This is a genomic window from Micromonospora solifontis (assembly GCF_003725545.1).
Taxonomy (GTDB): Bacteria; Actinomycetota; Actinomycetes; order Mycobacteriales; family Micromonosporaceae; genus Micromonospora; species Micromonospora solifontis.
In genome coordinates this window covers 21,518-35,472 of the sequence record NZ_RJLN01000055.1, presented here as the reverse complement: position 1 = coordinate 35,472, position 13,955 = coordinate 21,518, and the positions used below count along the sequence as shown (strand labels likewise).

Below are 13,955 nucleotides of genomic sequence, written 5' to 3'. Positions count from 1 at the left end.
CACCCGCCCCCGCCGCAGCCGCCGCCCCCGCAGGAGCTGCCGCCGCCGCAGGAGCTGCCCCCGCCGCAGGAGCTGCCGCCCCCGCACGAGCTGCCCGAGGAGCCGCCGCCCGCGCTGATCGCCTGGCGCTGGATCTCGGCCTGCTCCGCGAAGCCGGGGTCCATGGCCCAGATGGTGGCGGTGCCGAACAACGCCACCCCCATCGCCGCGTCCGACGGCCCGTAGGTGGCGTACGCCGGGGCGGCGGAGGGCCGCAGCCAGGTGTGCTGGCGGCGTAGCTCGCGCAGCGCCCGGTCGGCCGCCCGGGTGCGCCACGGCACCCGGCTGAGCAGCACGAAGGCGATGAAGAGCGGGACCATGGAGAGCAGCAGGAAGCCGGCGGGGCGGCCGTTGGACAGGCCGACGAAGGCCCGGATCACGCCGAGTGCCAGCAGCGCGCCGATCAGCATCGGCCAGCGTCGCAGCGCCGTTCGCCGGGCCTTGCCCAGCGCCAGGCCCCGCTGCTCCAGGCCGTCGCGGAGCTGGTCGACCGCGCGGACCACCCACTCGTCGCGGCGCAGCTCCCGGGAGGGCACGCCCCGGCCGGCCGCCTGGTAGACGGCCTGGTCCAACGGGGTGACGCCGGCCGGCAGCGGGCCACCGCGGACGATCCGCCGGTCGGGCGACACCCCCACCGCGCCGGCCCGGCGCAGCCCGCCGAGCGCCGTCCAGACGGCGAGCTGGTCGCCCCCGTTGAGGTACGCGACCTGCTGCGGCCCGAGCTGTCCGCCGGGGCCGGCCGAGGTGCCGGAGAGCCCGCGGATCCGGTGGATCACGGCGCCCACGACCAGCGCGGCGGCGGCCAGGAGATACCACCGCAGGAAGACCGGGCCGGGGATGCCCCAGGTGTCGCCCGGTGCGGCGAGGACGGTCATGCTCTGCTCCTGTCGCGAGGGGATCGCGGCCCATTGTGGAGCAGTTCCGCCAGTGCCGATCCGGCCCGTCGGGCCAGTTACCGGACCGAGACCCCGCCCCGGTCAGTGCCGGCGCACGGCCTCCTCGACCAGGTCGAGCACCCGGCCCAGGTCACCGGCGGGCCGGCCCATCGCCAGGTGCAGCACCAACCCGTCGTACGCCAGCTCCAGGAACTGGGCCAGCACGTCGATCGGCACGTCGTCGCGGAGCACGCCGGCCTCCCGCTGGCGCAGCAGGCGTTCCCGGGTCGCCTCAGCGATGGCCGCCGAGCGTTCCGCCCAGCGCTTGGCGAAGGCCGGGTCGGTGCGCAGCCGCCGGGAGACCTCCAGCTGGCTGCCGAGCCAGCCGGTGGTGTCCGGGGAGACCGCCCGGGCGAGCAGGTCCCGCATCACCTGGACCAGGCCGTTGCGGGCGACGGTCTCCACCATGACCGCCGCGTCGTCCTCGGCGACGGCGAGGAAGAGCGAGTCCTTGTCCCGGAAGTGGTGGAAGATCGCTCCGCGGGAGAGGCCGGTGGCCTCCTCCAGGCGGCGGACCGTGGCGCCCTCGTAGCCGTGGCGGGCGAAACACGCCCGGGCGGCGGCCAGGATCTCCTGGCGGCGCGCGTCGAGCTGGTCCTGGCTTACTCTGGGCACGGACCGATCGTCGCAGGCCACCCCGTTGAATGCAAACCGTACGTACGGCTTGAGATGCGGTCGTCAACATGATCACCCGCCCGGGGGATCCGGTTAGGATCGGCCGGTGACCCAGGCCGCGCCGCTTCCCGCCCACCCGTTGACCGTGGCCGCCGTGCAGGCCACCCCGGTCCCCGGCGACCTCGCCGGGAACGCCGCCTCCGCCGCCCGGCTGGTCGGCCGGGCCGGCGGCGCCCGGGTGGTGGTGCTGCCCGAGCTGTACCTGCCGGCGTACCACCCGCCGACCCTGGCCGCCGACCCGGCCGGCACCGACCTGGCCGCCGACGGGGACGGCCGGGTCGAGGACCCGCGGTTGGACCCGCTGCGCACGGCCGCCCGGGACGGCGGGACGACGGTGGTGGTGGGCGCGGCGGTCCGGCACCCGGACGGGCGGCGGACCATCTCCGCCCTGGTGGTCGACCCGACCGGCGCGGTGCGCGCCGCGTACGACAAGCAGCAGCTCTGGAGCGGCGAGCGCGAGCTGTTCGACGCCGGGCGGCGGGGCGCCACCGTGGTGGTCGACGGCTGGCGGCTCGGCCTCGGCATCTGCTACGACGGCTGCTTTCCGGAGCACGGCCGCGCCGCCGCCGACGACCAGGCGCACGGCTATCTCTGCCCGAGCGGCTACCTGGCCGGCTCGGCGCACCGGCGCGACCTCTACTACGCCGCTCGCGCCCTGGACAACACCATGTACGTGGTCTTCGCCAACGCCGTCGACGGCGCCGACCCGTGGCGCTTCAACGGCGGCGCCGCCGTGTACGACCCGGAGGGGCGGCCGCTGGCCCGGGGCGCGGACACCGGGGAGGACGTGCTGGCGGCCACGCTCGACCCGGCCGCCCTGGCGGCCACCCGGGCCGCGCACACCATGCTCGCCGACCGGCTGCCCGACCAGGGGCTGCCGCGGACGACCCTGCTGGCCTGACCGACGCTCCCTCAGCCCTGTCGGTCGGGTGTCCCGGTCCCGTAAGGTGCCCGAGTGCCGCTGCTCCTGCTCGACCTGGACAACACCCTGCTCGACCGCGAGAAGCCGTTCCGCGCCTGGGGTGAGCGGTTCCTGGCGGGCATCGGCGCGCCACCCGCCGACATCGAGTGGTTGCTCTCCGTCGACGCGGACGGGCTCACCGACCGGTGGGACGTGGCGGACGCGATCCGGGACCGGTACGCGCTGCGCATCCCCTCCATCGACCTGGTGGAGGAGCTGCACGACGGGGTGGTGGCGAACACCCGGCTGGACCCGCTGGTCGCCTGCGCGCTGCGGATCGCCGACGACGCCGGCTGGGTTCCGGTGGTGGTCACCAACGGCGTGGTACGCCAGCAGGAGGCGAAGATCCGCGGCACCGGCCTGGACCGGTACGTCGCCGACTGGGTGATCTCCGAGGAGGCCGGGGTCAGCAAGCCCAACCCGCGGATCTTCGCGCTCGCCGCCCAGCGGGTGCGGATGCCGCTGCGCGGCGCCTGGGTGGTGGGGGACAGCCCGGAGGCCGACATCGGCGGGGCGACCGCCGTCGGCCTGCCCAGCGTCTGGCTGCACCGGGGGCGCCGCTGGTCGGACACCCGGTTCGCGCCCACCCGCACGGTCGACGGCCTGATCGCGGCGGTGGCCGCGGTGCTGGCGGGGTAATTCGCTTGACCCACCCGGTCGGCCCGGTGACCATGGGGCCGCGCGAGGGCGCAGCCGGGCGGGGCCCGGTCGAGGAGAGGAGGTCGGTCATGGCCGTCTTTGCAGGGTCGTTCCACCTGCCTCCACCCGCCTCGATCGAAGGATCAACCCACCCGTGCGCGAACACGACCTCCCGGCGCCGCAGCGCCGTGGCCGCGGCAAGAGCCGCTTCGACGACGACGAACCGTACTTTCTGAAGCGGGGCCGGCACGCCGAGCCGGTCCTGAGCGAACCCGACGACGAGCCCGCCCCCGAGGACGCCTGGTCCTCCTGGGACGAGGCCGTGCACGGGCCCGAACCCCATCCCGACTGGCTGGTCACCGAGCTGGCCGCCCGGGACACCGAGCTCGGCGTGCTCAAGACCGGCAAGGAGGCGGACGTCCACCTGGTCCGCCGGGCCGTGCCGGACACCGACCGCTCCTGCCTGCTGGCGGCCAAGCGCTACCGGGACCCCCAGCACCGGCTCTTCCACCGGGACGCCGGCTATCTGGAGGGACGGCGGGTCCGCCGGTCCCGCGAGATGCGGGCGATGGCCGGGCGGACCGCCTTCGGTCGGCAGATGATCGCCGGCCAGTGGGCGGCGGCCGAGTTCGCCGCCCTGGCCCGGCTCTGGGAGATCGGCGCCGCCTCCGGGCGGATCGCCGTGCCCTATCCGGTCCAGCTGCTCGGCACCGAGGTGATGCTGGAGTTCATCGGCGACGCCGAACAGGGGCAGGCCGCACCCCGGTTGGCTCAGCTCCGTCCCGACGGCGCCGAGCTGCGTGACCTGTGGGAGCAACTGGTCGACGCCCTGGCCGTGCTGGCCCGGGCCGGGTACGCGCACGGCGACCTGTCGCCGTACAACCTGCTGGTGCACCGGGGGCGACTGGTCATGATCGACCTGCCGCAGGTGGTCGACGTGGTGGCCAACCCGCAGGGGCCGGACTTCCTCGCCCGGGACGTCCGGGTCGTCGGCAGCTGGTTCGCCGCCCGGGGCCTGCCCGCGGCGGCCGCCGACCCGGCCGAGCTGACCGGCGTGCTGCTGCGGGAGGCCGGGATCCGCTGAGCGCGCCGCGTCCCGGGCGGGGAACACCCGCCCGGGACGCCGGCGCGTGATCCCCGGCCGGTGCCGGGGACCACGGGTCACTGGAGGTAGCGCTCGACCTCCGACAGCGGGCGCTCGCCCTGGGCGTCCGGGTCGCCGTGCGCCTGGCGGGCCGCCCGCCGGCGGCGCAGCAGGTCCCAGCACTGGTCGAGGGACTCCTCCAGCGCCCGCAGCCGCTCCCGCGCCGCGTCGTCGGTGCCGGCCTCGTTCTCCTGGGCGGCCGAGCGCAGCCGGTGCTCCTCGTCGACGAGCTCGGAGATCCGGTTCAGGATGGTCTTGTCGTCCATGCCCCGAAGCTTGGCACAGGGGGCGGTGCGGCGCGCGAGTTCTCGTTGCCCCCGGCGTCCCGCCGGTGCCGGCGGGTGCAGCCGCGCCGGTTCCGGCCCGTCGACCCGTACCCCCGTCGGTTCTGCCGGTGGCGGCGGCTGCGAGGGTTGACGGGTGCTTCCGGTTCACGTCTTCGACACCCGGCTCCTGCCACCGGCGGACCGGTTCGGCCTGTGGCTCGACGTGGTCGAGAGCAGCGCGCCCGCGCTGATCTCGAGCGCCCACGCCGACCGCTTCGACGCCCATGCCCGCGCCGTCGGGCTCGGCGGTCTTCGACTGACCGACTTCACGTACCCGTCGTTGACGATGGTGCGCACTCCGAAGCTCATCCGCCGGGCCGATCCGGAGATGTATCAGCTGTCGCTGACGCGGGTCGGCGTCGGCGCGGTCAGCCAGCAGCGGCGGGAGTCGCTGGTGCACGCCGCCGAGTTCACGTTGCTGGACAACTCGCGGCCCTTCGAGGTGCGCCACGAGGCCCCGCCCGGTCAGCTGCTCAACGCCATCACGGTCAACATCCCCCACGCGGCGCTGCCGCTGTCGCCGGCCAGGGTGACGAAGCTGCTGGCGGGCAGCATCTCCGGGTCGACCGGAATGGGAGGGCTGCTCGCGCAGTTCCTCCGGCGCATCGCCCGGCATCCGGAGCAGTTCACCGCGGCGGACGCCGGCCGGTTGAGCGCCGTCGCGATCGATCTCATCGCCGCGATGCTCGCCCAGCGGATCGATGCCGAGGACACCCTTCCGGAGGATGTGCGACAGCACGCGCTCCGCCTGCGCATCGAGTCCTTCATCGACCGCCACCTGGGCGACCCCGAGCTGACCCCGTCGATCATCGCGGGCGCGCACCACATCTCGCTGCGGACGCTGCACCGGGTCTTCGAGGGCGGGGAGGCCACGGTAGCGGGGCTGATCCGCCGTCGCCGCCTGGAGCGATGCCGCCGTGACCTGGCTGACCCGCTCCTGGCCGGCCAGGCCGTCCGGGTGATCGCCGGGCGCTGGGGGTTCACCGGCAAGGCGCACTTCAGTCGGGCGTTCCGTGCCGCCTACGGTCACTCGCCACAGGCGTACCGGGACCAGGTCGGCGCCACCTCGGCATGACGAGCGGGACGGGTGCCTCCGGGGACTCGGCCGCGATCACACCTTGCATCCTTCCGGTTGCGGAACGGACACTTAACGGCGCCTAGGTTGAGCGATGACTCAACGGAGTGCGGGCACGCTGAGGTGGGGGAGGGCTTGTGGAGGTTCGCCATGGCTAGAGCGCGGTCAGGCGTACGGGCCAGAGCGGTGCCCGCCCGGCGCGCGCTACCCGCGGTCGTGCGGGACGCGCACCGGGCGCTCATCGACCTGGGTAACTGGTCCGGGGGCGACGTCGTGCGCGTCGGTCTGGGCGTGTCGCGCCCGTACCTGGTCACCAATCCGGCCCACGTGCAGGAGGTTCTCCACGACCGGGCCGCCAGCTACCCGCGGGGTGACGACACGGCTCTGTGGCGCTCGGTGCGCAAGCTGGTCGGGGACGGGATCCTCTCCGAAGGGGAGACGTGGGCCGCCAGCCGCCGCACGTTGGCGCCCCTGTTCCGGCCCGCCCGCATCGACGCCATGGTGGACACCATGGCGGAGGCGATCAGCGCGGCGGCCGATGAACTCGACGCCGCGGCCGCCGCCGGCACCACGCTGGACATCGGCCGTGAACTGTCCAGGATCGTCTGCAGCGCCATCATGCGGGTGTTCTTCGCCGACCGCATCTCCGTCGACGACGCGCTGCGGATCATGGCGGCCCAGGAGACCATCGTCACCGCGATGGCTCCCCGGCTGCTGGCGCCGTTCCTGCCGTGGTGGGTTCCGCTGCCCGGGGACCGCCGCTTCCGGGCTGCCGTCCAGGCCATCGACGACATCCTGCTGCCGGTGCTGCGGGCCGCGTTGGGCAGCCCCGGCGACGGCGACGACGTGCTGTCGACCCTGGCGCGTGCCCGGCGGCAGGGCGACCGGGAGCTGAGCGAGAAGCAGCTGCGGGACGACCTGGTCTCCATGGTCGCGGTGACCACCGAGACCAGCCACGTCGTGCTCACCTGGCTCTGGCCGGTGCTCGCCAACCACCCCGACGTCGCCGACAAGCTGTATGACGAGGTCGACCGCGTGGTGGGCCGGGGACCGGTCCGCGCCGATCACCTGCCCGACCTCGCGTACACCAGGATGGTTCTCGAGGAACTCCTGCGCCTGTACCCCGCGGGCTGGATCCTGCCCCGACGCGCCGCCGCCGAGGACGTCCTCGGCGGCGTCCGGATCGACAAGGGAGCCACCGTCATCCTCTCCCCGTACGCCACGCAGCGGATGCCGCTGTGGTGGGGGGACACCGCGGAGACGTTCGATCCCGAGCGGTTCGCCCCGGGCCGGGCGGGCCGGGACGACCGGCACCGCTACGCCCACTATCCGTTCGGCGCCGGGATGCACCGCTGCCTAGGCGAGCACCTGTTCAACCTGGAGGCCGTGCTGATCGTGGCCACCCTGCTGAGCCGGTTCCGCCTCACCGTCACCGATCCGCGCATCCCGGGCACCAGGGTGGCCGCGTCACTGCGGCCGGCGCGTACCGTGACGGTGACCCTGAAGCCCGTCGAACCCTCCGTCGCCCCGCGGGAGCACGCCCATGACTCTCCATGACCCCGGCGACGGGTTCGCCGCCGCCGCCGAGCAGGGCCGGATCTGCTCGCTCGCCGCCCGGGGGCAACGTGACCTGCAGCAGCGTGTGGCGGTCCACCCCAGCCTGTTCCCCGCCCTTCCGGTGGACGGCGCGATGCTCAGCGCCCTGGCCCTGTCGACCGCGTTCATCGCTCCCTGGTGCACCGCCGGGCAGCTCCGCATCGCCAATCTCACCTCCCTGTGGGTCACCGCCGAGGACTGGCAGGTCGACTCCGTCGCGACCTCCGCCGACGCCGCCGCGGCGCTGGTGGCCGCGTGCCTGGACATCGCCGACGGCGCCGCACCCGCCGACGGCGACGAACTCGGCCGCTTCCTCGCCGAGATCCGCGACGAGTTGTCCACCGTGGCGGCGTTCCCGCGCGCCCGACCGGTGTGGCGGGAGGAACTCCGCCGGATGCTCACAGCCGATCTCCGCGAATGGCGGTGGCGTGCGGCGAGGGAGCACGACGAGACCTGCCTCCCCTCGTTCGAGGAGTACCTGAGCAACGCCGACAACTACGGGGCGACCTGGGTCAACGTGTCCCACTGGATCGCCACGGGGGAGGCGCGGACCGTCGACCGTCTCGCCGAACTGATCGCCGCGAGCCGCGAGGTGCAGCAGGTCCTGCGACTCGTCAACGACCTCGCCAGCTACGAGCGTGACCTGAAGTCCGGCGATCTGAACGCCCTCCTGCTCGGCGTCGATCGGGATGACGTCACGCGGCAGATCAAGCTGCGGACGGCCGGCTGCCGCGCCCTGCTCGACACACTGGCCGGAACCTGCCCGCGGGAAGCCGAGTACCTCAGGCGGGAGATTGGCTTCACCACCGGCTTCTACCACGGCACCGACTTCTGGGGCAGCGTTGAGCACTGACGGCGATCCCGGGCTCCGCCGTCCCGCGGGCGCCGCCGACCGCCTGCTCGCGGCGATGCTGCGCGAACCGGCCGGGCACGTCACCCCGTCCCTCTACGAGACCGCTCGGCTGGTCAGCCTGTCCCCCTGGCTCGCCGGCCATGCCGAGCGGGTCGACTACCTGTTGCGCAGTCAGCGGGCCGATGGCGGGTGGGGACCGCCGGAGGGCTACGCGGTGGTGCCGACCGCGAGCGCCACCGAGGCGCTCCTGGCCGTCCTGTACACCTCGTCCGGGAGCGAGGCCCTGATCCGGGCGGCCGACCGTGGTCTGCAGGCCCTCACCCGGCTGCTCCGGGCCGGGCCGCCGACTCCGGACACGCCGGCGGTCGACCTCATCGTGCCGGCCCTGATCGCCGCGATCAACGGGCACCTGTCCCGGCCCGACATCCCGGCCGGACTGCGGCACTGGCGGGCGTACCCCCGGCTGGGCCTGCCGTCCGGAATGGACGGCCGCCGACTGTCGGCCGTCCGGCGGCTCGTGGCCGCGGGCGGCGCCGTGCCCGACAAGTTGCTGCACGCCCTGGAGGTCGTCGGCCCGTCGGCCCGCGACGCCGGCGGCGTGCCGCCCTCTTCCGCGGGTCTGGTCGGCGCCTCGCCGGCGGCGACCGCGGCGTGGCTCGGCCCCGACGAGGTCCACCACCACCTCCGCAGCTGCCTGGAAGCGGTCGTCGAGCGGCACGGTGGGCCGGTCCCCTGCGCGACGCCGATCACGGTGTTCGAACGCGCCTGGGTCGTCGGCACCCTCACCCGGGCCGGCTTCGCCGTGCCCGCGTCACCTGACCTGGTGGGCAGCCTGACGGCGCAGTTCACCCCGGCCGGCACACCGGCGGGCCCCGGCCTACCCGCGGACGCCGACACGACATCAGTCGCCCTGTACGCCCTCGCGCGGCTCGGCGTACCCACCGACCTGGACTGCCTGTGGAGGTACGAGGTTCCGGACGGGTTCTGCACCTGGCCGGGCGAGGACGGCTTCTCCGTCACCACCAACGCGCACGTCCTCGACGCGCTCGGCCACCACGTCCGCGCCGGACGAGGGGCGACCCGACGGCACCGTGCGGCCGCCCTGCGGGTGGTGTCCGCGCTGGTGGCACGGCAGGAGACCGACGGCAGTTGGCGGGACCGGTGGCACGCCTCCGCGTACTACGCGACCGTCTGCTGCGTGCTCGCCCTGTCCGAGTTCGACTCCCAGGGGGTGGTGCCGCAGGCGCTCGCTCGCGCCGTCGGATGGGTGCTCGCCACGCAGCACCCGGACGGCTCCTGGGGCCGATGGGGCGGCACGCCCGAGGAGACCGCGTACGCCGTGCAGATCCTCGCCGTCGCGGGCCGCCACCCCGACGTGGCCCACGCCGTCCGCCGAGGGTACGCCTACCTGGCCGCGAGCGGCGACGAGGAAGGCCCGGCGCTGTGGCACGACAAGGACCTCTACCGGCCGACCTTGATCGTCGACGCTGCCGTGTTCGCCGCGCAGCGGCTGGCTCAGCTCGCCGTCGGCGCCGAGCCGGCGGCCCGGTCGGTCGCGGTGTGACGCGACCGGCGGGTCACCTGTGGCGCGGTAGCCGGGCGCAGGGAGCGGCCGGCCACGATCGCGTCCCCGCGAAGGAGCGCCCTTTCCTGCGGTCTTGAGGCGATAGTCCGGCAACTGCTAGCGTGCCTCGATCTGCCTACCCACGAACCGCTTGTTCGGCACGCCCCGCCGGCAAGTACCTGATGTCCGGCATGGGACGGTCAAATGCGGCCTCGCACCACGAATCTGCGCGCCAAGGTCATCGCGCTCCTCGCCTCGCTCGTGGCCCTGTGGTCGTTCGCCGCCTGGGTGACCCTCCGCGAGGGGATCAACCTGCTCGGGGTGCAGACGATCGACAGCCAGATCGTCTCGCCGAGCGAGCCTCTTCTCCTCGAGCTGCAGGTGGAGCGGCGCCTGTCGGTCGCCTACCTGGGCGCGCCCACGGCCGCGCGGCGGGAGGCGCTCGACGACGTCCGTCGAACCGTCGACGAGGACACGGCGGCGTTCAAGGACACGGCGCGCGGTTGGCGGGCGAGGCTGGCCAGCGACGGCGCGGCCGAGCAGCGGGTGGACGCCACCGTCGTCGCTCTCGACGGCCTGGCCGGCATCCGCAGGTCCATTGACGACCGGACCCTCGACCGGACGAGCGCCACGAGTTCCTACACGGCGCTCATCGATTCCCTCTTCCAGCTCTACGACGTGGTCGGCGGCCTCGACGATCCCGAGATCGAGGCGGACACCCGACACCTGATCGAGCTGTACCGGGTCCGGGAGCTGATCTCGCAGGAGGACGCGCTGCTGGTCGGCGCGCTCGCCGCCGGGCGGATCACGCCCGACGAACACCTCCGCTTCACCCAGCTCGCGTCCGGCCAGCGGTTCGCCGCGGAGCGAATCCGGTCGCAGCTGCGTCCGTCCGACCAGACCCGGTTCAACCAGGTGCTCACCGGTTCGGCCTTCAACGACCTGCGCCGCCTCGAAGACCGGGTCATGTCGAGCGATCGCCGGGAGACCAAGCTCGCCGTCGGCGAGCCCGACTGGAACCGCGTCTCCGCCTCGGCCCTGACCGAGCTGCAGGAGATGGTCCTCGACAGTGGGGACGACGTGGTCGAGCGGGCGAAGCCGGTGGCCGCGCTGGTGATCGTCCGTCTGGTCCTGGCCGCGGGCCTCGGCCTGATCGCGGTCATCGCCTCGATCGTCGTCTCCGTCACGACCGCGCGTGCCCTGGTGGCCGAGCTGCAACGGCTTCGCGATGCGGCACACCAGCTCGCCAACGAGCGGCTGCCCGGCGTGGTGGGGCGGCTCGCCCGCGGCGAGGAGGTGGACGTCGCCCGCGAGGCGCCCCCGCTGCAGACCGGCGACGACGAGATCGGGCAGGTCGGCAAGGCGTTCAACGCCGTGCAGGAGACCGCGATCCGGACCGCCGTCGAGCAGGCCGAGCTGCGCCGCAGCGTCCGGGAGGTCTTCCTCAGCCTGGCCCGGCGTACGCAGGCGCTGGTGCACCGCCAGCTGACCCTGCTCGACGCGATGGAGCGCCGGGAGCACGACGCCGAGGAGCTGGAGGACCTGTTCCGGGTCGACCACCTGGCCACCCGGATGCGCCGCAACGCGGAGAACCTGATCGTCCTCTCCGGCTCCACCCCGGGCCGGTCCTGGCGGCGGAACGTGCCGATGGTGGACGTGGTCCGGGGCGCGGTGGCCGAGGTCGAGGACTACACCCGGGTCACCGTGCTGCCGCTCGGGCCGGTGTCGCTCAGCGGCCGGGCCGTCGGCGACCTGATCCACCTGCTGGCCGAGCTGATCGAGAACGGGCTGTCCTTCTCGCCCCCGCACACCACCGTCGAGGTACGCGGCCAGCTGGTCGCCAACGGCTTCGCCATCGAGATCGAGGACCGCGGCCTCGGCATGAGCGAGGAGGAGCTGGCCGCCGCGAACCACCGCATCGTCGACCGGTCCGAGCTCAACCTGGCCGACGCCGCCCGGCTGGGCCTGTTCGTGGTCAGCCGGCTGACCGAGCGGCACGGCGTGAAGGTGCAGCTCAAGGAGTCCGCGTACGGCGGCACCACGGCCGTGGTGCTGATCCCGTCCGGCCTGCTCGGCGAGGACGGTTCGGACCCGACGGTCTCGGGCGGTTTCCGGGCGGGCACCGGTGTGCCGGGCGGGCCCGTGACGTCCTCGCCGGAGGCCGGATCCGACGCGGCGGCGACGCCGACCACGCCGGAGGCCGGGGAGCCGGCCGACCCGGCGGTGCGGCCCGCCGAGCCGGCCCGGGTCACCTCGTCCGGGTACGCGCCGGCAGCTGCGGACCCGGCCGGCGCGACCACGCCGGCGCCCGCGGAGTCGGCGGATCCGACCACGCCCGCGCCGCCCGCGGAGTCGGCCGACGCGACCACGCCCGCGCCGCTCCCGGTGGCCGCGGAGTCGGCCGACGCGACCACGGTCGAGGTGGCTGCCGAGGACGGGCCGGCGACGGGCGAGTCCGGTCTGCCGGTCCGGGTCCGCCAGGCCAGCCTCGCGCCGGAGCTGCGCGCCGGGCCGTCCACGGTGGACGCGGACGACGACGAGCAGGTGGTACGCCCGCCGGAGCAGGTGCGCCGGATGATGACCGCCTACCAGAGCGGCACCCGGCGGGGCCGGACCGACGCGGCGCGCCTGCTCAGCGGCGCGCACGGGGCGACCGGCGAACCCGGCGCCGCGGACGAACAGGCGACCTGAGCACGCCGAGGCGGCGGGGCAGACGAGCACGGCGACACCAGCCGGGGGAGAAGAGGACGACGAGTGGTGCAGCAGACGGCTTCGAGCGCAGACCTGACGTGGCTGCTGGATGACCTGGTCGGCCGGGTGAAGCAGGCGGAACACGCGGTGGCCCTGAGCACCGACGGCCTGTTGATGGCCGCCTCGCGGGGCCTGAGCCGGGACGACGGCGAGCACCTGGCGGCGATGGCGGCCGGCATCCAGAGCCTGGCCCGGGGCGCCGGCAAGCGCTTCGGCGGCGGCCAGGTGCAGCAGACGATCATCGAGATGCAGTCGTCGTTCCTCTTCGTCACCGCGGCCGGGCGCAACGCCTGCCTGGCCGTGCTGGCGGGCCAGGACGCCGACGTCGGCCTGATCGCGTACGAGATGGCGATGCTGGTCACCCGGGTGGGCCGGTTCGTCGCCTCGCCCAGCCGGGAGCCTTCCGCCGGCGAGGCTGCGGCGCGATGACCGGCCAGGGGGAGCCCGCGGACCACGAGTGGGTGGACGAGGGCCCGGTGGTCCGCCCGTACGCGGTGACCGGTGGCCGGGCCCGCCCGGTGACCGGCACGTTCGACCTGATCTCCCTGGTCACCTCGACCCGGGAGGACGTGGGGTCGGAGTCCGGGCTCGGCCCGGAGCACGTGGCGATCGTCGGTCTCTGCCAGCGGGTGCTGTCCGTGGCCGAGATCGCCGCCCATCTCGACCTGCCGGTGGGCTCCGTCCGGGTTCTCCTCGGTGACCTGGTCGCCCGCAGCCTGGTGCAGGTCCGTGAGCCGAGCGCCACCCCCGCCGGCCTTCCCGACGACAGTGTTTTCGAGGCGGTACTCAATGGACTACGGGCGCTCTGAGCGGCCGGCGGGCGCGGCAACCGTGCCCACCGGCGTCAAGATCCTCATCGCCGGTGGCTTCGGTGTCGGCAAGACCACCCTGGTCGGCGCGGTCAGCGAGACCCGCCCCCTGCGCACCGAGGAGGTGCTGACCGAGACCGGGGTCGGCATCGACGACCTCTCGGGTGTCGAGGGGAAGACCACCACCACGGTGGCGATGGACTTCGGCCGGATCACCATCAGCGACGACCTGGTGCTCTACCTGTTCGGCACCCCCGGCCAGGACCGGTTCTGGTTCGTCTGGGACGAGCTGGCGCTTGGCGCGATCGGCGCGGTGGTGCTCGCCGACACCCGGCGACTGGCCGACTGCTTCCCGTCGATCGACTACTTCGAGGAGCGGGGCACCCCGTTCGTGGTGGCCGTGAACTGCTTCGAAGACGCCCGGCGCTACCGGGTGGACGAGGTGCAGACGGCGCTCGACCTCGATCCGGGCGTACCGGTGGTGCTCTGTGACGCCCGGGAGCGGGAATCGGTCAAGGAGGTGCTGATCACGCTGCTGGAGCACGCCATGAAGCAGCGTGAGGAGCGCCGCCGGGTCACCGACTGACC

At 74.1% G+C, this 13,955-nt stretch carries 14 protein-coding genes; 11 read left to right on the top strand and 3 right to left on the bottom strand.

The window, feature by feature from the left end; translation table 11 throughout:
* Window positions 1–914: TIGR04222 domain-containing membrane protein (locus tag EFE23_RS18790; RefSeq protein ID WP_123242248.1), on the bottom strand; the 914-nt coding region annotated here is incomplete at its 3' end.
* Between the two features lie 102 nt (window positions 915–1,016).
* Window positions 1,017–1,589: a TetR/AcrR family transcriptional regulator gene (locus tag EFE23_RS18785; protein WP_073837960.1), complete on the bottom strand. Its 573-nt coding sequence runs from the start codon at window positions 1,587–1,589 to the stop codon at window positions 1,017–1,019.
* Window positions 1,590–1,695: 106 nt separating this feature from the next.
* Here EFE23_RS18785 and EFE23_RS18780 point away from each other — a divergent pair, with 106 nt between their 5' ends.
* The 3 genes from EFE23_RS18780 (at window position 1,696) to EFE23_RS18770 (ending at window position 4,333) form a co-directional block, all read left to right on the top strand.
* Window positions 1,696–2,550 carry a carbon-nitrogen hydrolase family protein gene (locus tag EFE23_RS18780; protein WP_123242247.1) on the top strand — a complete coding sequence of 285 codons (855 nt, stop codon included), beginning with the start codon at window positions 1,696–1,698 and terminating at the stop codon, window positions 2,548–2,550.
* Window positions 2,551–2,604: 54 nt separating this feature from the next.
* Window positions 2,605–3,249 carry an HAD family hydrolase gene (locus EFE23_RS18775; protein WP_123242246.1) on the top strand — a complete coding sequence of 215 codons (645 nt, stop codon included), beginning with the start codon at window positions 2,605–2,607 and terminating at the stop codon, window positions 3,247–3,249.
* Window positions 3,250–3,403: 154 nt separating this feature from the next.
* Entirely contained in the window at window positions 3,404–4,333 is a 930-nt protein-coding gene (locus EFE23_RS18770) for an RIO1 family regulatory kinase/ATPase domain-containing protein (RefSeq protein WP_123242245.1), read from the top strand.
* A gap of 77 nt (window positions 4,334–4,410) precedes the next feature.
* Here the strand turns inward: EFE23_RS18770 and EFE23_RS18765 are convergent, their stop codons facing one another.
* Complete coding sequence (locus tag EFE23_RS18765; protein WP_123242244.1) at window positions 4,411–4,659, bottom strand: DUF2630 family protein; 249 nt, start codon at window positions 4,657–4,659, stop codon at window positions 4,411–4,413.
* Window positions 4,660–4,813: 154 nt separating this feature from the next.
* Between EFE23_RS18765 and EFE23_RS18760 the strand changes: the two genes are divergently transcribed.
* From EFE23_RS18760 to EFE23_RS18725, 8 genes are all read left to right on the top strand, one after another.
* On the top strand, window positions 4,814–5,794 hold the full coding sequence (locus EFE23_RS18760) for an AraC-like ligand-binding domain-containing protein (RefSeq protein WP_123242243.1): 981 nt from the start codon (window positions 4,814–4,816) through the stop codon (window positions 5,792–5,794).
* A 186-nt stretch (window positions 5,795–5,980) separates the two neighbouring features.
* Window positions 5,981–7,351, top strand: coding sequence for a cytochrome P450 (locus EFE23_RS18755; RefSeq protein WP_123242242.1), 1,371 nt, complete (start codon window positions 5,981–5,983; stop codon window positions 7,349–7,351).
* Entirely contained in the window at window positions 7,338–8,243 is a 906-nt protein-coding gene (locus EFE23_RS18750; protein ID WP_123242241.1) for a terpene synthase family protein, read from the top strand. Before EFE23_RS18755 ends, EFE23_RS18750 begins: the two co-directional genes overlap by 14 nt.
* The gene (locus EFE23_RS18745; protein WP_233601059.1) at window positions 8,233–9,807 is read left to right on the top strand and encodes a prenyltransferase/squalene oxidase repeat-containing protein; all 1,575 of its coding nucleotides are present in this window, start codon (window positions 8,233–8,235) and stop codon (window positions 9,805–9,807) included. The genes EFE23_RS18750 and EFE23_RS18745 overlap by 11 nt, the downstream gene beginning before the upstream one ends.
* Before the next feature lie 204 nt (window positions 9,808–10,011).
* Window positions 10,012–12,498 carry a sensor histidine kinase gene (locus EFE23_RS18740; RefSeq protein ID WP_123242240.1) on the top strand — a complete coding sequence of 829 codons (2,487 nt, stop codon included), beginning with the start codon at window positions 10,012–10,014 and terminating at the stop codon, window positions 12,496–12,498.
* Between the two features lie 63 nt (window positions 12,499–12,561).
* Window positions 12,562–12,987 carry a roadblock/LC7 domain-containing protein gene (locus EFE23_RS18735; protein WP_123242239.1) on the top strand — a complete coding sequence of 142 codons (426 nt, stop codon included), beginning with the start codon at window positions 12,562–12,564 and terminating at the stop codon, window positions 12,985–12,987.
* A complete protein-coding gene (locus EFE23_RS18730) occupies window positions 12,984–13,367 on the top strand; it encodes a DUF742 domain-containing protein (protein ID WP_123242238.1) in 384 nt (127 codons plus the stop codon). The genes EFE23_RS18735 and EFE23_RS18730 overlap by 4 nt, the downstream gene beginning before the upstream one ends.
* Window positions 13,348–13,953 carry a GTP-binding protein gene (locus tag EFE23_RS18725; protein ID WP_123242237.1) on the top strand — a complete coding sequence of 202 codons (606 nt, stop codon included), beginning with the start codon at window positions 13,348–13,350 and terminating at the stop codon, window positions 13,951–13,953. The genes EFE23_RS18730 and EFE23_RS18725 overlap by 20 nt, the downstream gene beginning before the upstream one ends.
* Window positions 13,954–13,955: the final 2 nt, after the last annotated feature.

Coding starts and splice junctions, on each gene's coding strand:
- EFE23_RS18740 (WP_123242240.1), top strand. CDS start 10,012: ATGCGGCCTCGCACCACGAATCTGCGCGCCAAGGTCATCGCGCTCCTC.
- EFE23_RS18765 (WP_123242244.1), bottom strand. CDS start 4,659: ATGGACGACAAGACCATCCTGAACCGGATCTCCGAGCTCGTCGACGAG.
- EFE23_RS18725 (WP_123242237.1), top strand. CDS start 13,348: ATGGACTACGGGCGCTCTGAGCGGCCGGCGGGCGCGGCAACCGTGCCC.
- EFE23_RS18730 (WP_123242238.1), top strand. CDS start 12,984: ATGACCGGCCAGGGGGAGCCCGCGGACCACGAGTGGGTGGACGAGGGC.
- EFE23_RS18750 (WP_123242241.1), top strand. CDS start 7,338: ATGACTCTCCATGACCCCGGCGACGGGTTCGCCGCCGCCGCCGAGCAG.